General features: G+C 43.4%; 21 protein-coding genes. 10 read left to right on the top strand and 11 right to left on the bottom strand.

Annotation, left to right across the window (positions count from 1 at the left end; translation table 11 throughout):
• Positions 1-17: 17 nt before the first annotated feature.
• From MN199_RS04880 to MN199_RS04865, 4 genes are all read right to left on the bottom strand, one after another.
• Positions 18-908: an aspartoacylase gene (locus MN199_RS04880; RefSeq protein WP_335738601.1), complete on the bottom strand. Its 891-nt coding sequence runs from the start codon at positions 906-908 to the stop codon at positions 18-20.
• 129 nt (positions 909-1,037) lie between these two features.
• Positions 1,038-1,244, bottom strand: coding sequence for a bacterioferritin-associated ferredoxin (locus tag MN199_RS04875; RefSeq protein ID WP_335738600.1), 207 nt, complete (start codon positions 1,242-1,244; stop codon positions 1,038-1,040).
• Positions 1,245-1,382: 138 nt separating this feature from the next.
• Positions 1,383-2,585, bottom strand: a complete 1,203-nt coding sequence (locus MN199_RS04870; RefSeq protein WP_335738599.1) for an ABC transporter permease — start codon at positions 2,583-2,585, stop codon at positions 1,383-1,385.
• Between the two features lies 1 nt (position 2,586).
• Positions 2,587-3,402, bottom strand: coding sequence for an ATP-binding cassette domain-containing protein (locus tag MN199_RS04865; protein ID WP_335738598.1), 816 nt, complete (start codon positions 3,400-3,402; stop codon positions 2,587-2,589).
• Positions 3,403-3,599: 197 nt separating this feature from the next.
• Here MN199_RS04865 and MN199_RS04860 point away from each other — a divergent pair, with 197 nt between their 5' ends.
• Positions 3,600-4,430 (top strand): DNA ligase, encoded by an 831-nt coding sequence (locus MN199_RS04860; protein WP_335738597.1) that lies wholly within the window; start codon positions 3,600-3,602, stop codon positions 4,428-4,430.
• A gap of 41 nt (positions 4,431-4,471) precedes the next feature.
• Here MN199_RS04860 and MN199_RS04855 read toward each other — a convergent pair whose 3' ends face one another.
• Positions 4,472-5,296 (bottom strand): DUF3025 domain-containing protein, encoded by an 825-nt coding sequence (locus MN199_RS04855; protein ID WP_335738596.1) that lies wholly within the window; start codon positions 5,294-5,296, stop codon positions 4,472-4,474.
• A gap of 165 nt (positions 5,297-5,461) precedes the next feature.
• On the opposite strand from MN199_RS04855, the gene asnB reads away from it, so the two are divergent.
• A complete protein-coding gene (asnB, locus tag MN199_RS04850; RefSeq protein WP_335738595.1) occupies positions 5,462-7,126 on the top strand; it encodes an asparagine synthase B in 1,665 nt (554 codons plus the stop codon).
• A gap of 73 nt (positions 7,127-7,199) precedes the next feature.
• Here the strand turns inward: asnB and MN199_RS04845 are convergent, their stop codons facing one another.
• Positions 7,200-8,315: a beta-ketoacyl-ACP synthase III gene (locus tag MN199_RS04845; protein WP_335738594.1), complete on the bottom strand. Its 1,116-nt coding sequence runs from the start codon at positions 8,313-8,315 to the stop codon at positions 7,200-7,202.
• A gap of 200 nt (positions 8,316-8,515) precedes the next feature.
• On the opposite strand from MN199_RS04845, the gene tamA reads away from it, so the two are divergent.
• Both tamA and tamB read left to right on the top strand, forming a co-directional pair.
• The gene (gene tamA / locus MN199_RS04840; RefSeq protein WP_207903152.1) at positions 8,516-10,246 is read left to right on the top strand and encodes an autotransporter assembly complex protein TamA; all 1,731 of its coding nucleotides are present in this window, start codon (positions 8,516-8,518) and stop codon (positions 10,244-10,246) included.
• Positions 10,243-14,010 (top strand): autotransporter assembly complex protein TamB, encoded by a 3,768-nt coding sequence (gene tamB, locus MN199_RS04835; protein WP_335738593.1) that lies wholly within the window; start codon positions 10,243-10,245, stop codon positions 14,008-14,010. The genes tamA and tamB overlap by 4 nt, the downstream gene beginning before the upstream one ends.
• Here tamB and MN199_RS04830 read toward each other — a convergent pair.
• Both MN199_RS04830 and MN199_RS04825 read right to left on the bottom strand, forming a co-directional pair.
• The gene (locus tag MN199_RS04830) at positions 14,007-14,774 is read right to left on the bottom strand and encodes a methyltransferase (protein ID WP_132582911.1); all 768 of its coding nucleotides are present in this window, start codon (positions 14,772-14,774) and stop codon (positions 14,007-14,009) included. The genes tamB and MN199_RS04830 overlap by 4 nt on opposite strands.
• Positions 14,771-15,529 carry a Nif3-like dinuclear metal center hexameric protein gene (locus tag MN199_RS04825; protein WP_132582909.1) on the bottom strand — a complete coding sequence of 253 codons (759 nt, stop codon included), beginning with the start codon at positions 15,527-15,529 and terminating at the stop codon, positions 14,771-14,773. Before MN199_RS04825 ends, MN199_RS04830 begins: the two co-directional genes overlap by 4 nt.
• 138 nt (positions 15,530-15,667) lie before the next feature.
• Between MN199_RS04825 and MN199_RS04820 the strand changes: the two genes are divergently transcribed.
• Positions 15,668-16,018: a hypothetical protein gene (locus MN199_RS04820; RefSeq protein ID WP_132582907.1), complete on the top strand. Its 351-nt coding sequence runs from the start codon at positions 15,668-15,670 to the stop codon at positions 16,016-16,018.
• A gap of 7 nt (positions 16,019-16,025) precedes the next feature.
• On the opposite strand, the gene MN199_RS04815 is transcribed toward MN199_RS04820, so the two are convergent.
• Positions 16,026-17,309 (bottom strand): glycosyltransferase, encoded by a 1,284-nt coding sequence (locus MN199_RS04815; RefSeq protein WP_335738592.1) that lies wholly within the window; start codon positions 17,307-17,309, stop codon positions 16,026-16,028.
• Positions 17,310-17,418: 109 nt separating this feature from the next.
• Between MN199_RS04815 and trhA the strand changes: the two genes are divergently transcribed.
• Positions 17,419-18,057: a PAQR family membrane homeostasis protein TrhA gene (gene trhA / locus MN199_RS04810; protein ID WP_335738591.1), complete on the top strand. Its 639-nt coding sequence runs from the start codon at positions 17,419-17,421 to the stop codon at positions 18,055-18,057.
• Between the two features lie 42 nt (positions 18,058-18,099).
• Here trhA and MN199_RS04805 read toward each other — a convergent pair whose 3' ends face one another.
• A complete protein-coding gene (locus tag MN199_RS04805; protein ID WP_335738590.1) occupies positions 18,100-19,692 on the bottom strand; it encodes a S8 family serine peptidase in 1,593 nt (530 codons plus the stop codon).
• 440 nt (positions 19,693-20,132) lie between these two features.
• On the opposite strand from MN199_RS04805, the gene trxB reads away from it, so the two are divergent.
• The 4 genes from trxB (at position 20,133) to infA (ending at position 22,826) form a co-directional block, all read left to right on the top strand.
• A complete protein-coding gene (trxB, locus tag MN199_RS04800; protein WP_335738589.1) occupies positions 20,133-21,089 on the top strand; it encodes a thioredoxin-disulfide reductase in 957 nt (318 codons plus the stop codon).
• Positions 21,090-21,096: 7 nt separating this feature from the next.
• The gene (aat, locus tag MN199_RS04795; protein ID WP_335738588.1) at positions 21,097-21,819 is read left to right on the top strand and encodes a leucyl/phenylalanyl-tRNA--protein transferase; all 723 of its coding nucleotides are present in this window, start codon (positions 21,097-21,099) and stop codon (positions 21,817-21,819) included.
• The gene (locus MN199_RS04790) at positions 21,812-22,513 is read left to right on the top strand and encodes an arginyltransferase (protein WP_335738587.1); all 702 of its coding nucleotides are present in this window, start codon (positions 21,812-21,814) and stop codon (positions 22,511-22,513) included. Before aat ends, MN199_RS04790 begins: the two co-directional genes overlap by 8 nt.
• Before the next feature lie 94 nt (positions 22,514-22,607).
• Positions 22,608-22,826 carry a translation initiation factor IF-1 gene (infA, locus tag MN199_RS04785; protein ID WP_008610216.1) on the top strand — a complete coding sequence of 73 codons (219 nt, stop codon included), beginning with the start codon at positions 22,608-22,610 and terminating at the stop codon, positions 22,824-22,826.
• Positions 22,827-22,909: 83 nt separating this feature from the next.
• On the opposite strand, the gene clpA is transcribed toward infA, so the two are convergent.
• Positions 22,910-25,177 (bottom strand): ATP-dependent Clp protease ATP-binding subunit ClpA, encoded by a 2,268-nt coding sequence (gene clpA, locus MN199_RS04780; protein ID WP_132582893.1) that lies wholly within the window; start codon positions 25,175-25,177, stop codon positions 22,910-22,912.
• Between the last annotated feature and the right edge of the window lie 33 nt (positions 25,178-25,210).

Here is a 25,210-nt window from a genome sequence, read left to right as displayed (position 1 = left end):
ACAAATAGTTAAAAATGTTACTCAAGTGTAATTAATACTTTTTCGTTTAATGACATCGCTAAATTATTATCGTAGTACGCCGCTTCATTAATAAAGGTTGGGTATACCGTTACATCACCGTTGTAATAAATTTCTGTGCCATCAAACAGAGTAAAAATCGCATCGCCTGGGTTAATTGGTTGATAGTCATTGTCTTGAATATTTTTATGCACCATACCTATGCGCTCACCCTGCTCGTTCATTGGCAGCTTAATGCTGTGTAAATAGCGAAAGGCTTCAGTATGTTTAGGCAGTGCCGGTAAGTTATTGTTGTTGTACAACTCAACAAAATCAAGAATATGCTGCGTCATAGTGTGCATTAACTCTAATATGTCGTGACGCAGCACTGACTGTGACTGCGGCCCTACTTCTACCAACACACCATAACGGCCAAGCGTGCACATAAGCGCATGGTCTTGCGCGGCAATATGGTCTTCGTCACGCGATATAATTGCCTCTGGCATAACCATTTTTACATAGGCAGCTAACTGATTATAAAAAGTACCGGCTTGGGTTAAAATTAAACAGGCGCCCATATTGCTAGTGGTGTTATGTAAATCAATCAGTAAATCAGTTTTAGCCCGCCCCTTAGGGCCAAGTTGCGCGTTAAGTACTTTAGCGCGGCTTTGTTCATAATTGCTTAGCGCCGTATTGGCCAGATCAACCAGCTTAAACTGCCGGTTTAAATCGCTATGTAAATAACGTTTATTAGCACGAAAAGCCTCTGGGTTAGCCCACACCAGCTCAGTATTAAAGCTTGGCCTAGCCGCGGCTGCAGGCGCAGCCTGATATTGTTTAACTAAATAAATACCAGAGAATTCGTTACCATGCACACCACCAACAATGGCAACCTGTTTAATTTTATCCATATCTGCGCCTATTAATGCGTTAGTAAGTACCTAGGTAGGCCTAGGCTAGTGCCAACATTATGACCAGAATAGTATTAGAAGAGAATATATTGCGAATTAAAATTCTATAAATTTGAATATTAATGCAAATTAAGCAGCAGGTTTGGCTAAGTCGAAATTATCAGCAGAAATGTTTACTAACTCAGTGTGCAGAATTTGCTGGGCTTGACAGGTGCATTTGCCACATTGGCTACCTAAACCGGTGCACATTTTTAGCTCACGCATGGTCGATACACCTTCAGCCACCTTTTGTTTAATGGCTTTATCAGTAACAGCTTTACATAGGCAGACGTACATAACAGCGCTCCAATAACAATACGCCGGCATTTTAATACTATTAAGAACTATTATCAATAGTGTTTGCAAACTGAAATGCGTCGTAAACAACAACGCCAGCAAAAGCCAGCGTTGTTGTTTATTGCTAACGTGTCGTACTTAGCGAAATAACACTTTTTCTTGCTGAAACCAATGCACACAAAAACCAATAGCGATACCGGCCAGCGCAATGGTTGAGCCAAATATAAGCGCTAGCATCCAATAATCTGCAGTGCCTTTAATCAGCTCTTTAATGGCTAGCGCTACGTTCATAATGGGTATTAGTGCCGTTTTTGCATTGAGCTCAATTCCTGGCATCATCGCGGCAACAAGCGGCACGAACATAATAATGGTGAGTGGGCTAATATAATTTTGTGCTTCTTTAAACGTGCGCGCATATATTGAAATGGCTAATAAAATTGCCGCAAACACCGCAGAAATAGGCAGTAACAACGAGAAAATAAGCACAAGCTCGGTAATTGAAATTGCTGACATTGCCTCTTCTACTACTGACATGCCGGCTAAAGAGCCAATAATCGCGCCCCAAATACCAAAGCTGGCAACGGTAATCAGCGCACCAGCTAAGCCAGTGGTTAATACGGTAAAAAACTTACCTAACACAATACTAACGCGGCTAATAGGACAAATAAGCAAGGTTTCTAAGGTGCCACGCTCTTTTTCACCAGCGCCCATATCAATGGCAGGATACGAGGCTCCTAATAAACATAAAGGGATAAGAATGTAAGCGATTAGCGCGCCAAACTTTTCACCAATGTTTTCTCGCTTGGCCGCAGTATCTTGTCTTTCAATGGCTACCGGTTTAATAATAGCGGCTAACTTAACGGGATCGACGTTTAGTTTGGTTAAGCTTTCCCGTTGTAGTTTTTCGTTGTAGTCAGTTAATAACTCGTTGAAATAGCGATACATAAAGTCAAACTGTGATGACTGGTTATAAATTATTTGCCAGGTTGCTTGCTCTACTTGCTGGAGTTTACTGGCAAAATCGGCAGGGATAACGATAGCAACATCGAACTTATCGTCACGAATTGCTTGCGCTAGGTCGTCTTGCTCAACCAGATCACTGTCTACTTTCTTGAAGTTTTTGTGATAAAACAATGCCTCAGTAAATTCAGGCGCTTGTTCTGCATTAACTATCACATAACGATGCTCTGCGTTCATCGCTTTATTAGTAGTGCTAGATAGCACTAAGCCCATCACACCGAAAATAACCGGAAAGATAAATATGGGTAATAAAATAACAAAGATCAGCGTTTTTTTATCGCGCATAAGCTCTGTCAGCTCTTTAAAATAAACTTGCCACATATTAAGCGACTCCCTGCTCTGTTTTTATTGTCGTTTGCGCTACCGGCTGTAACACCGATAAAAAGGCTTCGCGTAAATCTCTATTTGGCGATAACGCGGTAAACTCACCAATATCACCATTAAAAGCACTGATGCCTTTATCAATCACTACTACCCGATCACATAATGACGCCACTTCATCTAGGTGGTGCGTTGAAAAGATAACCGGCGTACCCACCTGCTTTAGGCCCTTGATAAAATCGAGTACGGTTTGCACTGTCATAATATCCAAACCGGTTGTAGGCTCATCTAAAATAACCACTCTTGGCTTATGCACAACTGCACGGGCAATCGCGGTTTTTTGCTTCATACCGGTCGACATATTGTCCGCGCGGCGATTGGCAAAATCATGCATATTAAGTAGGGTAAATAGCTCATCGATACGTTGTTTTAATGCTTGCTCTTTCATGCCATGTAAACGACCAAAATAGGCGATATTTTCAAACGCGGTTAACTTGCCGTATAAGCCGGTATCAGCCGATAAAAAGCCAATTTGTTGCCGCGCCTTTACCGGGTGTTTTAATACGTCAACGCCATTTAACAACACCGAGCCGGCATCAGGTTTTAACGCGGTAGATAACATACGTAAGGTTGTGGTTTTACCCGCACCATTGGGGCCTAACAAGCCTAGAACTTCACCATCGCCACAGTTAAAGCTGACTTCACGTACCGAATGAAACGCCTCTTTACTGTAACGAATATCTTGTTTTTCAGTATCTGATAATTTGTTATTTTTACTAAGCGCAAACGCTTTAGCCAATTGTTTTACTTCAATCATTAGATAATCCTTTACATTAACTAGGCTCGATTATCAGCCAGCCTATAAACACAAACAATAGCTAAACAAAAGAAAGCTGTAACAAAATATAAACAGTCTGGCGCATCATGACTTAGCGTACTTTGGCTTTATTGCACTAGGTTGTATTAAAAGCCGTGGTTACTATACTTTTTATTTTTAGCAACAGGGCAAAGGTAATGAACAAATTGTTACTTTTAGTTTTATTACTAGGTAGCTTTAGTTTAGCTGCCGCCACTAAACCCGATTTAATACTAGCCGAGGTATATAACGACACCTTTGATGTGCGCCAATATTGGGTAAGTGAAAAGCTGGATGGTGTTCGGGCTTATTGGGATGGCAAACAGTTAATTTCACGCGGCGGCCATATTATTGCCGCACCAACGTGGTTTACTGCCCACTTCCCAAACACGGCACTAGACGGTGAACTATGGCTTGGTCAGCAACGCTTTGCTGATACCTTAAGTAGCATAAGTAACAACAGTCCAGTTGATAGTGAATGGCAAAAACTGGGTTATTACGTCTTTGAGTTACCCAACGGTGCAGGCAGCTTTACCGAGCGCTTAAGTCAACTTCAGGCTATTGTCGCCGAGCAAAATAGCGCTTACTTGCACGTTATCCCGCAATTTCGTGTCGCCGATAAAGAACAACTGATTAAGAAGTTAGCAGAGCTGGAAAACATAGGCGCAGAAGGCTTAATGCTGCATCATCAAGATGCATTATATAAAACCGGTAGAACAACCGATTTACTAAAATTAAAAAGCTATCTTGATACCGAAGCGACGGTAATTGGCTATCGGCCCGGCAAGGGCAAATATCAAGGTATGGTTGGTGCATTGCTGGTTAAAAACGCCGCAGGTCAAGAATTTGCTATCGGTAGCGGCCTAACCGATGCCTTACGCAAAAACCCACCCGCTATTGGCAGCACCATTACTTACCGTTATAACGGGCTAACTAAACATGGCTTACCACGCTTTGCGCGGTTTTTACGGATATACACGGCTTTTTAATCAGGCTAACAACTACGCCAAACTACATTAACCGGCTTGGTTTAAGGCATCACGGCCTTGGTTTTGGGCCGAAAATAGTTGGTATTAGTATAAAATTCAGCAACCTCATTTGGCGGATACCACGTCGGCACGCCCAATAACGGTAAAGGTGTTAATTGCTGACTATCAAGCAGTAGTCCTTGTGTTGCGATGCTATTACACAGCGCTGAGTCTAAAAACAAAAATTTATTGGCTAATGGCCATTGGCTAAAACCCTCAGGCACATCTATAAATAATGCTTTGGCGGTTAAACCAATAAAAGGCTTAGTGGCCATTTCATATAAGGCATGGCCAAAAATTACCGGCGTAATGCCCCGCCACCAATCTTGGCGCTGTTGCACAAAACTCTGTTGCCATTGATGGCTGCGTAATAATGCGCCATGGTGCTGCGCACTGTGTTCTAAACAAAGAATCAACCCACACTCATCAAATAGCGTAAGTTTATTGCGTAACTTACTGCGCTGTTTTAAGCCGTGCTGTTTAATTTCGGCAATATGTAACTGGTTAAGTAGTGCTTTAGTCTGCGGAAATAAACACCAAATCAGTGCGCCAAAGAAGTCGTGCCAGCTTTGCTCACGGCAAGGTATCGTTTTGGTAGCGTAAATAAACGCCTCATAGTAACGTCCGTCCTCTTCGAGTTTATCGTTGGTAACGAAGCGATAGTCGTTAGTTAACCATTGGTTTAACGTTGCCAAACTTGGCCAGTTTTCTGCGCCTAGCTCAGCAAACGCTTGCGTTATAACAGCAAAAATCGGATTAGTATTTATAATATCAACCTGCCAATGCGGCGGTGGGCTAAACCGATTTTTATCACATTGTTGCTTCATTTTTCTTATTCATCTCTGGCCATAACCGCGGCATTTTATCACGCTACAATATACGAGTAAAAATCACTTGCTTTTTCGCGCCAGCATGGCACATTCAAATGACACGTTTAGACGTGCACACTGCCAAATAATGTATTTATTCGAAATTAATTAATAGAGGTTACCATGTGTTCGATTTTTGGGGTGCTTGACATCAGAACTGATGTTAAAGCGTTGCGCCAGCAGGCGCTACAGTTATCCAAGTTATTACGTCATCGCGGTCCAGATTGGTCTGGTGTGTGGAATAACGACAATGCCATTTTAGTACACGAGCGTCTGGCGATTGTAGATACTGAAAATGGCGCCCAGCCCCTCATTAATAATAATCGAAATCACATTCTGGCAGTGAATGGCGAGATCTATAATCATAAGCAACTCGAGCATGAGCTCGCGAGCGCTTATGCCTTTAAAACCAAATCTGACTGTGAAGTTATTCTGCCACTTTATTTAGAACATGGTGCTGAATTTATTGACCAACTTCAGGGTATGTTTGCGTTTATTTTGTATGATGCTGAGCAAAATCGCTATCTAATAGCCCGTGATCATATTGGTATTATCCCGTTGTATTATGGTTATGACGAACACGGCCAACTATTTGTCGCATCAGAATTAAAAGCGCTAGTGCCGGTTTGTAAGCAAATTAAAGAATTCCCTCCGGGGCACTACTTCGATAGCAAAGTGGGTGAATTGCAGTGTTATTATAAACGCGATTGGCAAAGTTTTGACGCGGTTAAAGATAACCCAGCCAGCTTAACCGAGCTAAACGCGGCCTTAGTACGCAGTGTTAAAAGCCACTTAATGTCTGATGTACCCTACGGTGTATTATTGTCTGGTGGCTTAGATTCATCACTTATTTCTGCCATTGCGCAGCAGTTTGCTAAACGTCGAATCGAAGACAACGATCAATCCGAAGCGTGGTGGCCGCGCTTACACTCGTTTGCAGTTGGTTTAGCTGGCTCGCCAGATTTAGTGGCAGCGAAAAAGGTCGCCGATGCCATTGGCACTGTGCATCATACCGTTGAATTTACGGTACAAGAAGGCCTAGATGCGCTGCGCGATGTGATCTACTTCTTAGAAACCTATGATGTTACAACCATTCGTGCCTCTACGCCAATGTACCTAATGGCTCGAAAGATTAAAGCCATGGGTATAAAAATGGTGTTATCGGGTGAAGGCTCTGATGAACTATTTGGCGGTTATTTGTATTTTCATAAAGCGCCGAATGCGCAAGAATTTCATCAAGAAACGCTACGTAAACTTGACCGCTTGCATATGTTCGACTGCAACCGCGCGAATAAGGCGATGTCGGCTTGGGGTATTGAAGCCCGAGTGCCATTTTTAGATAAAACCTTTATGGACGTTGCCATGCGCTTAAACCCACAAGCTAAAATGTGTGGCGGCGGAAAAATGGAGAAACACATTTTACGCCAAGCGTTTGAAGGCTTACTGCCAAACGATATTTTATGGCGGCAAAAAGAGCAATTTTCTGATGGCGTAGGCTATAGCTGGATTGATAGCTTAAAAGCCCATGCCGAAAAGGAAGTGTCAGATCAACAAATGGCTACCGCGAGCTTTCGCTTTCCAGTGAACACGCCAGATAGTAAAGAAGCCTATTATTATCGGGTTATTTTTGAGGAGCACTTTCCACACGCCGGTGCTATTGCCTGTGTACCGGGCGGTAAATCGGTTGCTTGCTCAACACCAGAAGCGTTAGCTTGGGATGCGAAAATGGCGCAAATGACCGACCCTTCTGGTCGTGCCGTTCGCGATGTACACAGTCAAGCTTACTAAATACTCAGTCTTGTTTAGTCAATTAAAAGGCCACTCAAATGCGTGGCCTTTATTAGTCTGCCATTGGCGAATATCAACATTTTTGTAGCATTAAGCAGCCTACCGAATAACCAGCACCAAATGAGCACAAAATAGCGTGATCGCCGGCAACTAAACCGGTTTTATATTTGTGAAATGCAATAATTGAACCTGCAGAAGCGGTATTCGCATAAGTATCTAAAACTAACGGAGCTTCTTCTGGTAAAGGATCACGGCCGAGAATTTTTTTCACGGCAAAAATGTTCATATTGATATTAGCTTGGTGTAACCATAAGCGTTTTAACTGTTCAGGCGCAACCTGCGCACTGGCCATTTCGCTTAAAATAACATCGGCAACAATAGGCAAGAGTTCTTTAAATACTTTGCGGCCTTCTTGCTTAAAAAACGGCACTAGCGGATCAGTAGGAAGACAATGTTCGGTATAACCGACATCACAACGTATATTATTAGAAAACTCCGTTTTTAAACGCATACTATTAATACGCCAGGCGTTATCGCTAGTGCAACTGTCCTCAGCCTCAATAATAGTGGCGGTACATACATCACCGAAAATAAAGTGGCTGTCGCGGCTACGATAATTTACCTGCGGCGAGGCAAACTCAGGGTTAACCACTAATACCACCTTGGCGGTTTCACCACGGATGGCATTTACCGCGTTACTGATAGCAAAAGTTGCTGAAGAACAGGCCACATTCATATCAAAAGCATAACCACTCGCACCCAGTAACTGCTGTAATTCAATAGCGAGTGCCGGATAAGGTCGCTGCATATTTGATGCTGCGCAAATAATAAGATCAATATCGGCCGCGGTTTTATTAGCCTGTGCCATGGCTTCACGAGCGGCATCAAGTGCCATTTCAACCATCTCTGGCATTTGCTCTGCACTGCGACGCGCAAAGATCGGGCGCATAATCGCAGTATCCAAAATACCCTCTTTGTGTAATACGTGCCGCGCTTTTATACCAGAGGCTTTTTCAATAAATTCACTACTAGAATGGGCTAACGCCGTAACATCGCCGCGGGCTATTGCCTCAACGTGCTCGGCATTAAATTGATCAACATAATGATTAAAACTATTAACCAACTCGTCATTGGTAATAATTTCTGTTGGCGTATATAAGCCTGAGCCACTAATAACAACGTTTTTCATAATAATAACCCTGTGCGAAAGTGGTAGAACCACCTGACTGTGCGCTCAGTATAACTGAATTTATGCGCCGATATAAATTGCTGTTACAATTAGGGCATCGTTCAGGGCATATTTATATGTAGCGGTATACAGTAACACTGCCTTTGGGCCATAATAGCGTTGTTTTTCTTATCACGTTTTGTCAGGACAATACATTACTAATGCCGATATTCAGGTTACTGAACAGCACCGTGCTGCTATTCCTGTTACTTGCACCTTTTACGCTAAGCGCTCAATCTCAGATAAAATTGCAGGTTAAGGGCATCTCGGGTGCTCTAAAAGACAACGTTGATATTTATCTGAAAAAATTTCATGAAGATGATGTTCGCCCCGGTTTTCGTTTTCATAAAGAGCTAGAACAAGATACGCGCATTGCGTTAGAGGCCTTAGGTTATTATCAGGCTCAGATCAGTATCGACCCATCCCCAGACGACCCTTATGCCATTACTATTAACGTGCAAGCTGGTGCGCCAGTACTGATTGCACAAGCCGATATTAAGCTGTTTGGCGATGCTGTAACCGACCCCGAATTTCAATTGTTGTTGCAAGAGCAAGCACCGGTTGTCGGCAAGGTGCTACACCACGGACAATATGAAGGCTTTAAAAGTGCGCTACGTAACCTTGCTCTGCGCCATGGTTATTTTAATGCTAACTTTAGCCTAGCCAAGCTTGAGGTGGCACCGGAATTAAATCAGGCGTTTGTACATTTACACTTTGACGCTGGCCCACGCTATAAGTTTGGCGCTATCAGTTTTAATGGCAGCCAAATAGATTCTTCGCGGCTAAATTCAATGCTTCCATTTGCAGAAAATGACGATTACTTAGCCAGTAAGCTTGGTACATTAAATCAATCGCTGGCAGCTAGCGGCTGGTTTAGTTCTATTTTAGTTGAAGGTGATGCAGATAACGTACAGCAATACCATCTGCCGATTTCGATTAGTTTAGAGCCTGAAAAACGCAATATCATCGAAACTGGTATTGGCTATTCAACCGATATCGGCCCTAGATTAAAGCTTAACTGGCTAAAGCCTTGGCTAAATAGCTCGGGTCATAGTCTGCGTTCTGATATTTCCATATCAGAAACTGAACAAAGTATAGAAGGCGCCTACAAGTTACCGTTACAAACTGCCGCCACCGATTTTTATCAAGTACAACTGGGGTTTCGCCACCGCAGTGAAACCGGTATTTCACGTAAAGAATCTAATTTAGCGCTAGAAAGGCATTGGTTGTTAAGCAGTGATTGGTATCGTACGGCATCGGTGCGTTGGCTATATGAAGATTTCGTCCAAGCCGACCAAAGCGACAACATTAGCCTTATTATGCCAGGGATCAGCTATAACCGAACACGACAAAAAGGCGGTGCTATGCCCTATTCTGCTGACAGACTATCGCTAAAAGTTGAGATATCCGATCAGGCATGGGGCTCTGACGCTAGCTTTATTCGTTTGCGCGGTCGTGCCGGCTGGATTGGTAGCCTTAGTGATAATCATCGTTTTGTTACCCGCGTAGATGGTGGTGCTATTTTAATGGAAACTTTACTTAACTTACCACCTTCTCTACGTTTTTATGCCGGTGGTGATAATAGTATTCGCGGCTATGGTTATGAGTCGGTAGGCCCACGCAATAGTGACAACGAAACCACCGGTGGCCGTTATATGCTAACAGGCACCGCAGAGTATCAATACAGAATTACTGGCGATTGGTGGCTAGCGGCCTTTACCGATTATGGCAGCGCCTGGGATGACAAGCCTGATTGGGTGCAAGGCGTCGGTGCCGGGATCCGCTGGGCTTCACCTGTTGGGCCAATACGCTTAGATTTTGCCTGGGGTATTGATGAACCTGTTGACAAGCAAAAATTTCAGCTACATTTTTCTTTGGGCCCAGAACTATGACGTTACAGCGCGCCAAGTACATTGCTAAGCAGTGCCTAAAATGGCTGAACTGGACGCTAGTACTGCCATTACTGGTTTTACTAGGCTTAACTGGCGTTATGTTATATACGCCACCCGGCTTGCACCTAAGCCTATGGCTAGCCGAAGCCGCTGTCGACGGCCTAAATATAGAGCGCAGTCAAGGTAGCGTACTAGGCGGAAACACCCTGTATAACGTGCGCTACCAGCAACAGGGTATGGAGCTAGTTTTACAACAAGCTGAACTAACGTTTAATAACGGCTGTTTTTTTAAATTGGCTATTTGTGTCGATAAGCTTGGGCTAAACGGCATACAACTTACTATGCCTGCAACAGAGCCTGAACCGGAAACAGCCGTTACCGCTGTGCCCATGTCACCCCTGTGGTTACCAGTGCCGATAACCATAACCCAGTTGCAACTTAACGATGCCCAATTAGATATTATGGGTAACCAACTAAACTGGCATAGCTTTAATACCGCGATTTACGTCTGGGGCAACAAGCTGCAGCTTACCCAGCCACAATGGCAACAGGTGATATTACATTTGGCTGATAACAGCAATACAGATACTGGTAATACGTCTTTTGCATATCAGCCGCCTACTTTACCCGACTTTAGTTTACCACTGAGTTTATTTGTTGATGGTTTCGAGTTAACCGACTTTACGATACAGCAGCAAACCGAGCAGCAACATATCAGTAAACTAGCACTGTCACTACAATGGCAAAAGCAGCAACTGGATATACTGCAGCTGGATATACATCACAGCCAAGCAAATTTGCATGCAAGTGCAAAAGTTACGACAGCACAAGACTACCCACTGCAAACACAACTTGAGTTAACTGTTATTAATGGCGACTTTAACCAGCAACAATTGCGGCTTAACGCCAGCGGTAATTTAGCCGCACTGCAACTTGATATCACTGCATTGGGGCCCGTCAGTGCAACGTTAAATGCAAGCCTTAACCTACTCGATGCAAAGCTTCCGCACCAGTTAGATATTAGTAGTGACAACCTGCAATGGCCACTATTAGCCACAGAGCCAGACATTAGCTTGTCACGCACTCAGTTATCATTTGCCGGTGATTTACAACGCAGCGACTTTAGCGGTCGCGCCAGTATTAATGCCGTCCAAATACCGAGCGCGGCTACCGAGTTTACCGGTTTTGTTGGTTTAAACGGCATAACACTTGATAAACTACTAATTGATACGCTAAGTGGCCAAATTCAAACTACCGCTAGTGCAAATTGGCAACATAACCTGCAATGGCAAGGTGTAACCAAGCTAAATAATATTCAACCCGGTACCTTTTGGCCCGACTATGCTGGGCAACTTCAAGGCGAGCTAAGCTATAAAGGTACTCTTAATGACAACAACAGCTGGCAGCTCAACTTAGAACGTATTAACTTAAATGGCCGTTTACGTGATTATGCTCTGGCGCTTGATGGAAAATTGACCGTTGCCGACACTAGCGGTAATGGAGACATTGAATTAAATACCCCAGGACTTAAGCTAAATCATGCCGATAACTCGGTGGCTATCGCGGGTAAACTGCAACAAGACTGGCAGCTATCGGTACTGATCGATATTCCTAAATTAGAGCAATCAATAAATGACGCTAAAGGTAGCCTAGATGGCCGATTTACTGTTACCGGCGCCAGGGCATTACCTAGACTTAATGGCGAAATTATTGCTAAACAAATGCACTGGCAACAATTTGATTTGGAACAGTTAACGCTAAACTCAGTGCTGTGGTTAGACGATGCAAAAAAACTTAATACCAAACTGAGTCTCAGTGCCAATAACGCCTCTTTTGCAGAGCAAAAAATTGCCAAAATTAGCCTAAGTCTCGACGGCAGTGAGCGAAAACATCAATTGAACTTTGCGTTAAATAGTAATGACTATAACGCCCAACTCACACTGAATGGCGGGTTGTCCGATGATCAACAACAATGGCAAGGACAGCTAACGCAAGCAGAATTAAGTAGCATGCTAGGTACTTGGCAGTTAGCGCAAGCTACAACGATGCAGGTTTCTATTCCTAAACAACAATTTGTAATGGCGCCGCATTGTTGGCAACAACAAGATAGTAGTGTTTGTCTAAGTAAAAACTTAACCGCCAATAGTAAAAACATTCAGCTTAATCTGGATGTTAATCAGTTTAATTTAGCAACCTTAACCGCTTTTATGCCTAGCCAGTTTTCTATTGAGGGTGCCTTAGATGCAACACTGGCAGCTAACTGGCAGCTAGGTAATTTACCCGAGGCAACGCTTAATATTAGTAGCAACAGCGGTAAGCTAACCCAACAACTCAATAGCCCAATGGCAATTTCGTGGCATCAGCTAACACTGCATAGCACGCTAAGTGGAGACGTGCTAAATAATACATTAGCTGTTAATTTTACTGATGACACTAGCTTAAATGCTGAGCTTCAAGTTAGTGAGCTACAAAATGCAGGCAATAAGTTACAAGGGCATGTGAAATTACAGCAATTCGCTTTAGATATATTGCAACCGCTATTAGGTGAACTAAACGAGTTTAACGGCCAGCTTTCTAGCAACTTAGCCATTGCCGGCAGTTTGCAACAACCATTATTAAACGGTGAAATAGCCTTAACTAAAATCAGAGTAAAAGGTAAAAAAGCCCCTATTGATGTTGATGACGCCGAAATCAGCCTAAATTTTGCCGATCAACAAGCACAGTTATTGGGTTTGGTAAAAACACCCAATGGTGAAATTAATATTAGCGGCGACGCAAGCTGGCAGGAGTTAAGTGACTGGCAGGCGTTAATTAGAATAAAAGGCGACGAGCTGCAATTACAGGTGCCTCAGGCACGGCTAAAAGTAGCACCTGATCTTACGCTACATGCCAGCCCAGAATTAACGCGTTTAACCGGCAGCGTTACTATTCCGTCAGCCAATATTAGTATTGATAGCCTACCGCAAAATGCGGTAGAGATATCAGATGATTTAGTACTGCTTGATAAACAGTTAAAACCCTTACCATTTGAAGAAAAGTCTACTTTTCTGTTTCAAACGGATATCAATGTAGTACTGGGTAATAAGGTTAAATTATCGGCTTTTGGTTTAAAAACCTTATTAAAAGGTAACTTACGGGTACGACAACAGCCGCAACAAGCCTTAGTGTTAAATGGTGAAGTGGTTCTACAAGACGGAACCTTTCGCGCTTATGGCCAAGATTTATTGATCCGTAAAGGTAAAATGAGCTTTAACGGCCCTGCTGATCAACCATTTTTAAATATCGAAGCTATTCGTAATCCTGCCAACATGGAGGATGATGTTATTGCAGGGATCCGGGTGAATGGCCCGGCCGATGAACCCAGCGTAGTTATTTTTTCCGAGCCGGCAAAAGCCCAAGCTAATGCTTTAGCTTATTTATTAATGGGTCGTGATCTTGATAGTACCTCTGGTGATACCGGTAACGCAGTTACTACTAGCCTAATTGGCATGACATTGTCATCTAGCAGCAAGGTGGTTGGCGAGCTGGGCGAAGCCTTCGGTTTAAGAGACTTAACCTTAGACACCGCAGGCGCCGGTGATAACTCGCAAGTTACAGTGAGCGGCTACCTATCCCGAGATTTACAATTAAAATATGGTTACGGTATTTTTAATGCCTTGGGTGAATTTACTTTGCGTTACCGCCTAATGCGCAGCTTATACCTAGAAGCGGTAACCGGCGTAAATGATACGGTCGACTTATTGTATAAATTTGAATTTAACTAGTCTGCTTTTAGCACTAGATGCTGATATCGACCAAGGGAAGCGTAAGGTTCTATTTGGTTGTATTGCAGCTCTAGGGCCAGTAGCTGGTCAAAATGACTGTGCTGCAAGCCACGGTCGCGCAAATAGTCATGAAAACAGCGCACACCCGTTTTTTGTATTACCTTAAACCCCGCAGCTTGGCACCAGCGCAATACATCATCCGGGGTTAATGGATGCTGTGGGTTTAAACTCACCTTTTTCTTCACCTGAAAATCTGCTGCCACATAGTCAAAGTTACCAAACAAAATATTAGCAAAACGTTTTGCATCTTTGTTATAGAACATTAAGGATAACATCCCACCTGGTTCAAGTAGTTGCCTCAACTGGGCAATAGCAAGTTCAGGCTCGGCAAGCCATTCGAGCATGGCATGGCACAAAATAAGCGGATAGCGCTGTGAATGCGTGCGAACCAGATCAGCCAGCCCTATTTGCTCAACACTCACTTGGGTTAAAGATAACGCAGCAGCTTGTTGCTGAGCCAGTGCTAACATATCAGCCGAAATATCGGTTAAATGCACACTGTGTCCTTGCCCAGCTAAGGCTAACGCTAATTGCCCCTGCCCTGCGCCAACATCTAAAATTTTGCTTGGCTGTTGCAGTACATCTAACCTAGCTAAGTCGCGCAATAAAACCAATTGGCGAAGCTTGCCTTTGGTGCTGCTATAGATATTTTTTTGAAATTTAGCAGCGATACCATCGAAGCTACGATCGGTTTTGTGTTTCATGCTGGATTATCAATATCAATAAATTCAACGTCGACATCAAACTGCTGAGCAATATATTCACCTAGCGCTTTTACACCATAGCGTTCAGTAGCATGGTGCCCTGCTGCAATAAAATGAATGCCCAGCTCACGCGATAAGTGAATGGTTTTTTCAGATACTTCGCCACTAATAAATAGCTGCGCACCAGCACTTGCGGCCTGTTCAATATAACCTTGGCCACCGCCAGTACACCAGGCTAGTGTTGTTACGGCGCCAATACCTGCGTCACTTACCAACACGTCACGGCCTAGCAGCTGTTGTAACTGCTGTTTAAGCGCTAATAACGGTGTGCTTTGTTTAAACTGGCCTTGCATCAACACGCCGGCTGGTTCAACACCGGCAACGGCAGTAATACCCTCGACGCCTAGTAATGCGCCTAATTGCGCATTATTACCTAGGGTTTTGTGTGCATCTAACGGTAAATGATAAGCCAATAAATTAATATCATTTGCTAGTAATGCCTGCAGTCGCTTTTTTTTAATACCGGTAATTTGTGCCGCTTCATCTTTCCAAAAATAACCATGGTGCACCAAAATTGCATCCGCGTTGGCGCTAATTGCAGCCTCAAGTAAAGCTTGGCTAGCCGTTACACCCGTAATAATCCGCCGTATTTCAACTTTACCTTCAACCTGCAAACCGTTGGGGCAGTAGTCGCGAATTTTATCAACTTGTAATTCATCATTGAGAAATTTAACTAACTGGTCACGTACTATCATTTAACGAGTATTCCATGGTGGATAATACTGACTATTGTACTGTAACAAACAAAAAATGCCGGTACATTTGTCTTACCCTGGCAAAATGTTGTATAAATAGCGAGCTAAATGCACAAATAATGTCTGTTAAGGATCAATATGACCAAATTGGATAAAGATCAGGTTGTTGCCGATTTTACCGCAGCCTATAAAGCCGCTTTTGGTAAAGCCCCGAAACTGGAGCAAAAACCAGGCTGGTTTAGCGTAGATGGTGACAAAAACATTCGTCTGGCTGAGTTAGCAGAACTTGGGGCTAGTTATAGTTCAGCTAAGGCTAAAGCTAAGCCTGCCGCTGAAAAGAAAGCCGCAGCAGCTAAAACAACCAAAACCGCAGCTAAGCCTGCAGCTAAAGCACCAAAAACCAAAGCCAGTGGCAATGGTCAGGTAGCCGCTAAAGTGTGGATACAGCACATTGGTGTCGGACAGCGAGCGCCGCGCGGTAGCCGTTAAAAAAGCGCTAGTCTGGCTGCGTTAATGCAGCCAGACGGGCTTTTGTTTCAATCCACTGCCCCATAAATTTAGTACTGCGATAAGCATGATGTCGCAACATTAGCCCCGTGAAGTTTTGCTGGCGATGGGTATCTAATTGCTGTTGAACCTGGCTAAGCTGTTGCCAAATACGCTGTTGCTGTTGCGCTAGGCTAAATTTTTCTTTTAGTATTGAAAACCCACACTGCTGTGCGCGCAGCCATGTATCCTGTTGCTGATATAAACGCACTGCTGCATCTGCTAATGCTTGACTATCATTAGCAATAAACCCTGCCCACTCATCCAGAACTAACATACCTTCAGCACCAATGTCGGTAGTAACACTTGGCGTACCACAGCGCATAGCATCTAATAATTTCCCTTTTAAACCCGCACCAAATGCTAACGGCGCCAAACACACTCTGGCCTGCTGCAATACGACACAGGCATCATCTGCCCAACCTTTAATGAAAAAGCCTTGTTTAGGGTTATGCAACGCTGTGGCTTTAGGTGGTGGATAAGCACCATAAATATATAGCTCCGCCTCAGGCAATTGTTTGCGAATAAGTGGCCATATTGTTTGTTGCAGCCACAATACTGAATGCCAATTTGGTGCATGGCGAAAATTACCAATCGCAATAAAATGCTGTCTCGCTGAAAAAGCAAAATCTGGCTGTTCAGTTATTTCGGCCGCAGATTGCATTGCGGCATCATCAAGCAAGAACGGGCAGTAACATAATAGTGCGCTAGGCACGCGGTAATGTTGTTGCAGTAATTGCATTTCAAATTCAGATATAACTAAGGTGAGATCGCAACGATAAATAGCTGCTATTTCGCGTAGCGCTAATTCAGAGTTTAGTGCATCTGGGTTAAGTTCATTACCACTATTAAAGCAACGTTGCCGAGCATCACGCAGCGCATGACAGTCTTCCATATCCAAAATACGTAATGCCTGTGGGCAGGCTTGCTCTACACGCCAACCAAATTGTTCCTCTAACATAAAACGGTCAAACATTACTGCGTTGGGTGTCTGGGCAGTAATCCACTGATCAAAACTGCTGTCATTTAGGTTAATGCTATGCTCTACAACACCCAGTTGCTCTAATTCGAAACGGTGCGTACTTTTCTCTGCCGCACTGGCAAAAATAACACGCCAACCTTGACTTAAAAATAATTGAATTAAACTAAGCATACGATAGCCGGCTGCAGAAGAATTAGGCTCAGGCCAGACATAACCAACAATAATTAGCAGCGGTTGCACAGCAATATGCATAGTAACTCCGTAGAAAATGGCGCATTCTAACCATAAATTGCTAGCAACAACAGCGTCGCAGTTGACAATGTCATGCTAAAATAAGCCATACACAACAATGGTAAACTTTATGAGCACGACGTTTTATACCCCGTTTGAAGAGCGCCTACATGCATTAAGCCATGGTATTGGTGCAATATTAAGTGTATTTGCCGTAATTTCAATGCTTAGGCTGTCAGCACTGCATAACGATAGTTGGCATTATGCTAGTAGCATTATTTATGGCGTTAGCTTGGTATTGCTCTATAGCAGCTCGACCTTGTATCACTCGATTGCAAATATTGAAATTAAACGCAAGTTGCGTCAATTAGATCACGCAGCCATATTTATTCTGATCGCGGGTACCTACACCCCATTTACACTTATTAATTTACGTGCTGACTGGGGGACCGCGTTATTTGCCTTAATTTGGTCAGTGGCGCTTGTCGGAGTAATCTTAGAACTGGCCACTAAACTTAAATATAAAAAGTTATCGCTTAGCTTATATTTAGGCATGGGTTGGTTGGTGGTGCTGGCAATTAAACCAATGTTAGATAATGTTGAGATAGGTGGTTTACTGCTACTGTTAGCCGGTGGGCTTAGTTATTCTGTTGGTGTTATTTTTTATGCTTGGAAAAAACTATATTTACATCACGTTATCTGGCACCTATTTGTCTTAGCCGGCAGTATTCTGCATTTTCTTGCTGTGTATTTTTACGTTCTTGCCTAAATAAAAAAGGGCCGGGTAACCGGCCCTTTTTACAGCTAGCTATTAATACTGATAACTGAAAGTTAAACCGCTATAAGCTGCATAAGCACGAATACCGACGTGCCATGTACCTGCTTGCGGGTTGCTAATAGTACAAATTTCATTGCTACCTTGTAGGTATGGACGACAGGTGTAGGCAGTTGTCGTGGGTGCACTACCATAACGGACATACAAGTCAGCATCACCTGAACCGCCTGACGTTTTAAAGCTAATAGACGATACGCCAGAAGGGATCTGATAACTGCCTCTTAACCACTGGCCAGTACTAGCTGATAAATTAGGGAAGGTTGCACCACCGCCCTCTGGCGGAGGTGTGCCACCATCGCCGCCGCCATTACCACTACAGCCATTATTGGTTAAATAATCGTGCGCGGCTTTTGCCTTAATGATACCCCAGCCATAAGATGAGTCACGCCCTGCCGCACCGCGGTCTTGTGCGGTTTTGTTTAACGCATTACGAATTTGTGGTGCAGTACACTGTATATGGTTGCTCCACACTAACGCAGCTACCCCAGCAACGTGAGGCGATGCCATTGAAGTACCGCTGATGCTGTTATAGCCACCATTATTCCAGGTTGAACTTACGTTCACACCAGGACCGGCAATTTCAACTTGCGTGTTACGTTGTGAGAAGCTGGCTAAATTAGCGCTAGAATCAACCGCTGCGACTGAAACCACCGCATCATAAGACGCTGGGTACGAAAACGACGTATTGCCACCGTTACCCGCAGCAGCAATTAATAACATACCGCTACTGTAGAAGTTGTTCATCGCAGTCTTTTCAGTCTGATTCGATGAGCCGCCGCCTAAGCTCATATTTACGACTTTAGCGCCAGCGTCTTTACATGATTGAATTGCACTAACTAAATTAGACGCGTTAGTCCACTCACCATTATTGTCGAATATTTTAACAATATGCACGCCTGCTTGGCCTGAACCAATAACACCTACTACACCTTTGTTATTGTTTAAACCAACCATAGTACCTGCAACGTGTGTACCGTGGCCGTTGCCATCTGAATACCAATTACCGTGGCCAGAAAATGCAGCACCTGTTACACCTGAGCTAGGTAAATCTTCATGATTGGATTGATAACCGGTATCAATAATACACACCTTAATATTACCGGCGCTTGAGTCACTTACTTGGTTGGCTTGCACCATAGTAATACCGTAAGGCGTAGACTGAGCCATCGGCGTAATAATGTTATTCATTAAATAACGCTTACTATCTTCTTCTACGTATTCAACATTAGGATCGGCTTGCAACTGTTTAAGCTGTGTAGGCGTTAATTTCGCCACACTGGCATTAACAAAAGTAAGGTGTGAAATCGCCTGAACATTTACTTTTTGTAACGCTTGTGTCGCACGAGCAATAGATAAAGACGCAAGTTCTTTTGCATTAGTATCAGCGCTTAACTGCGCAGCAGGTTCTTTAAATTTGATAATATATTGAGTTGGTTCAACTTCGACCAAATCAGATAAGTTGATCAGTATTTCTGGGCTTTTCATGCCCTCAGCAACAGCAACTGACGTAAGGCTTAGTGCAAAACAACCAGCTGATACCGCAGCTAGCATTGTTGTCGTCTTTTTCATCTTAGTAGTACCCTTGATTAGTTATCTTATTAGAATCCGTTTCGTACATATTGTACTTAGTGCATCCTGCTGAGACGAAACTACCAGAGCCAAACCGATATACCACCACAAAGCCCTTATAAATTCTTTACAAATAGATGACATTGACCGATTAACGGAAAATATTATAACTATCAGAAACAAAATAAGTTTATTAGGTACAACATAAAAATTTAAAAATGTAAAATTACCTATGTTAATTTTTTAACTTATTTTTCAGTGTTTACTTTAATACTTTTTACTCGCACTAAAGTGCGCTAACCATTTCGTAAAATGCAGCACAACCGCCTCCATATTTTACCGGCGCGGATTAAATGCCCACCAAGCCTTTCGCTTAGGCTTGCATTCTTTTAGAATTGCCACCATAACTCGTTTTAATTGCGTCGCTTTCGGAGAAATACATGTCTGATGTTAAACACAGCCGCCTGCTTATTCTTGGTTCAGGTCCTGCTGGTTACACCGCTGCAGTTTATGCAGCTCGCGCTAACCTAAAACCGGTGCTAATTACTGGAATGCAACAAGGTGGCCAACTGACAACCACTACAGAAGTAGAAAATTGGCCAGGTGATGCGCACGGTTTAACGGGCCCCGCATTAATGGAGCGGATGCGTGAACATGCTGAAACCTTTAATACCGAAATTGTGTTTGACCATATTCACACCGTTAATTTACAACAGCGTCCGTTCACATTAACTGGCGACAATGGCACCTATACTTGTGACGCCTTAATTATCTGCACTGGTGCATCAGCTAAATATCTCGGTTTACCCTCAGAGCAAGCGTTTAGTGGCCGCGGCGTTTCAGCTTGTGCCACTTGTGACGGTTTCTTTTATCGCAACCAAAAAGTTGCTGTTATTGGCGGCGGTAATACAGCGGTAGAAGAAGCATTGTATTTATCTAATATCGCCGCTGAAGTGCATCTAGTGCACCGTCGTGATAGCTTTAAAGCAGAAAAAATCCTGGTAGACCGCCTAATGGCGAAAGTTGCCAGCGGCAATATTATACTGCACACCCATCGTCAACTTGATGAAGTGCTAGGCGACGATATGGGTGTTACTGGCGTACGTTTAAAATCAACAAATGGCGAAACTGACGAAGAATTAGCGCTACAAGGTGTATTTATTGCCATCGGCCACAAACCAAACACCGATATTTTTGCTGGGCAATTAGAAATGAATGGCGGTTACTTAAAGGTTCATTCAGGCAGCGAAGGTAACGCAACCCAAACCAGCATTGAAGGTGTTTATGCTGCTGGTGATGTGTCTGACCATATCTACCGTCAAGCCATTACCTCGGCTGGTACTGGTTGCATGGCAGCACTGGATGCCGAGCGGTATTTGGACGCACTTAACAAGTAATTTAACCATGGCAATTTATCTGCCGGCGTTATCAGCACACGATGTTAGCTTTCCCAAGTTGCATCGTGCGCTTACTGAACCTGACGGTTTACTTGCTATGGGTGGCGACCTTAGTACTGAACGCTTAATCAGTGCATACTCCCAAGCTATTTTCCCTTGGTTTAGTGAAGGTGATCCGCTACTTTGGTGGAGCCCTTCTGTACGGGCGGTATTTGCACCCAATACCTTGACACTAAACCGCACCTTACGAAAACAACTTCAACGCTATAATCTTACTTTTAGTGTTAATCGCGCATTTTCTGACGTAATAGCCAGCTGCGCGGCACCAAGAGCTAAACAGCCCAGCACCTGGATTTTACCCGAGATACAACAAGCCTATATACAATTACATTTGCAAGGCCATGCACACAGCATTGAAGTGTGGCAACAAGATAAATTAGTTGGCGGCTTATACGGCGTACTCGTTGGCCAGTTATTTTGTGGTGAGTCTATGTTTAATCTCATACCTAATGCCGCTAAGCTAGCGTTAATTGCACTACAACAACATTTGCAACAAGTAGCTGACGGCTGGATAGATTGCCAACTGGTGAATCCGTTTTTATTACAATTAGGCGTTATTCCCATGCCTCGTGCAGACTATGTTCGGTTACTTCAGCAATATCGTCAGTTATCTACACCAACGGCGCATTGGCAAGCTAAAACTATTTGGTTAGATAAATCGCATGCATGAACTGCAATTTGGTTTAACCGCACCAGCACAATGTAGTTATTTGCCAGAGCAACAAGAACAACTGGTATTTTTGTTGCCTCACCAGCCTTTAAGCGCCGCGCTTTATCAGCAGCTAATGCAGTTAAATTTTCGTCGTAGCGGTGAACAAGTGTACACACCACACTGCCCTAGTTGTAAAGCGTGTCATTCGGTACGGCTAAACTATAACGAATTTGTGCCAAGCCGCAGCCAAAAGCGGATACTTAACAAAGCCCAACGTCATAACTGGCAGCATCAATTAGTTAAACTCACCAATACTGATTACTACCCGCTATTTGCTAATTATATTACGCATAAACATGCCGACGGCAGTATGTTTCCGCCAACGCCTGAACAACTAAGCTCAATGCTAAACTGCTCATGGTTAAACGTACGGGTATTAGAACAGTATTATAACCAGCAACTGGTGAGTGTAACTGTGGTCGATGAAACTAGCGACGCATACTCGGCGGTGTATACTTTTTTTGCACCCGAGATCAGTGCGTTTTCACCGGGCGTTTTAGCGGTTTTATATTTATTGCAATATGCTAAACAAAACCAAAAGCAATGGTTATATTTAGGCTATCAAGTTGATGCCTGCCAAAAAATGGCCTATAAGGCTGCATTTATGCCGCAACAACGCTTTATTCAGGGACAATGGCATTCATTTGGTTAAAAAAGCGCATGCTGCTTTACTTATGCCGATGATTTCGGCACAATCTGCGCAGTTTTTTTGTGGTTCATCCAATATTAAGAGGCAAGTACGCTGAATGGCGAAGGAAGACGTAATTGAAATGCAAGGTACCATTTTGGATACCCTGCCAAATACCATGTTCAAAGTTGAACTGGAAAACGGCCATGTCGTTATCGCTCATATTTCAGGTAAAATGCGTAAAAACTATATCCGTATTTTAACTGGCGATAAGGTAACCGTAGAGTTAACACCATACGATTTAACGAAAGGCCGTATCGTGTTCCGCCAGCGTTAAGCCGGCTCCCACTACTTTACACTAGCTAATACAAACCCGGCCGAAGCCGGGTTTAGTGTTTTCTATCAATTTGTTAACCGCTATTACTCGGCTAAAGCGGCCTCATCCGCGGTTTGATAATCAAAGCTTAATTTATCTTCAACAAGATCAATTCTTACTTCGCCACCATGCATTAACCGACCAAATAGAATTTCATTGGCCAAGGCTTTTTTCAGCTGCTCTTGAATAACCCTCGCCATAGGTCTAGCACCCATCGCCCGATCGTATCCCTTATCCGCTAACCACTGCCTTGCACTGGCGCTGATTTCTAACGACACTTGCTTTTTATCCAGCTGCACTTGTAAATCGCAGATAAACTTATCGACAATTTGCAAAATAATATCTATCGATAAATGTTTAAACCAAATAATACCGTCTAAACGGTTACGAAATTCAGGGCTAAAAGTGCGATTAATTTCCGCTAACGCATCATGGCTGTGATCTTGTTGCTGAAAACCAATCGATTTACGTACAGTTTCCTGTACACCCGCGTTGGTCGTCATAACTAATACCACATTACGAAAATCAATTTTTCGCCCGTTATTATCAGTTAACGTACCGTGATCCATTACTTGCAGCAATATGTTGTATATATCGCTGTGCGCTTTTTCAATTTCATCAAGTAATACCACTGAGTATGGATGCTTAGACACAGCATCGGTTAACAAGCCGCCCTGCTCAAAACCAACATAACCTGGTGGCGCACCAATAAGTCGGCTAATGGCATGGCGCTCCATGTACTCCGACATATCAAAGCGCAGTAACTCAACCCCCATAACTTTAGCCAGTTGCTTGGTTACCTCAGTTTTACCTACGCCGGTTGGGCCAGCAAATAAAAAGTTACCTATTGGCTTTTCTTCGTTACCAAGACCTGAACGTGATAAGCGAATAGCCGCGGTAAGCACCTCTATTGGCTCGTCTTGGCCAAATACCACTAGTTTTAGGTTACGGTCTAGGTTAGCTAACACATCCTTATCAGATGCCGATACCGACTTCTCAGGAATACGCGCCATCTTGGCAACAACATGCTCAATTTCCGGCACATTAATAACTTTGCGTCGTTTAGATGCCGGCAATAAGCGTTGGCTAGCACCAGCTTCATCAATAACATCAATAGCTTTATCAGGCAAAAAACGTTCATTAATGTATTTAGCTGATAATTCAGCCGCTGCCCGCAGTGCTTTTTGTGTGTACCGCACATTATGATGCTGCTCATAACGCTCTTTTAAACCTAGCAAAATACGCGTGGTATCTTCCACGCTAGGCTCTGTAACATCAATTTTTTGAAACCGACGTGCCAATGCGGTGTCTTTTTCAAACACACTCTTAAACTCTTGATAGGTAGTTGAACCCATGCAACGTAAACGGCCGCTTGATAACAAGGGTTTAATTAAATTACTAGCATCCATCACGCCACCTGAAGCCGCACCGGCTCCAATAATGGTGTGTATTTCGTCGATAAATAAAATAGAGTCTTTCTCACGCTCTAACTCTTTTAATAAAGATTTTAAGCGCTTTTCAAAATCTCCACGGTATTTAGTACCTGCCAATAACGAGCCCATATCTAGTGAATAAATAGTCGCGTTAGCAATAACCTCTGGTACCTCATTATGCACAATACGGTATGCCAAACCTTCAGCAATAGCGGTTTTACCCACCCCCGCTTCGCCAACCAGTAACGGGTTGTTTTTCTTTCTACGACACAATACTTGGATGGCACGTTCCACTTCTTGTTCGCGACCAATTAACGGGTCAATATGGCCATTTTTAGCTTGTATGTTTAGGTTAGTGGTGAAGTTTTCTAAATATTTACTATCGTCCGCAACGGCTTCACCGCTCTCTTCCTGTGCTTGTTCGTCATGCTGTTCTAACTTTTCTGTTTTAGTAACACCATGCGAGATAAAATTAACCACATCAAGTCGAGTGATGTCGGTTTTTTTCAGCAGGTATACCGCTTGGGATTCTTGTTCGCTAAATATTGCCACTAGCACATTAGCCCCAGTTACTTCCGCTTTTCCCGACGATTGCACATGAAATACCGCGCGCTGTAAAACGCGCTGAAAACCGAGTGTAGGTTGGGTATCGCGCTCTAACTCCCCATCTGGAAGCACCGGCGTGGTTGAGTCAATAAAACTAGACAGCTCTTGACGTAGCTTGTCGATATTAGCACCACATGAACGCAGCGCTTCACCTGCTGCGGGGTTATCTAACAAAGCTAACAATAAATGTTCTACCGTCATATATTCATGCCGGCGTTCGCGTGCAAACCTGAAAGCTAAATTCAGAGTTAACTCAAGATCTTTATTCAACATATACAACTCCTAATCCACCTGAGTAACGACACC

Source organism: Rheinheimera metallidurans (genome assembly GCF_036983985.1).
GTDB classification, from domain to species: domain Bacteria; phylum Pseudomonadota; class Gammaproteobacteria; order Enterobacterales; family Alteromonadaceae; genus Alishewanella; species Alishewanella metallidurans.
Note: the sequence above shows the minus strand (reverse complement) of the source record. Positions and strands in the feature narration are given on the sequence as shown.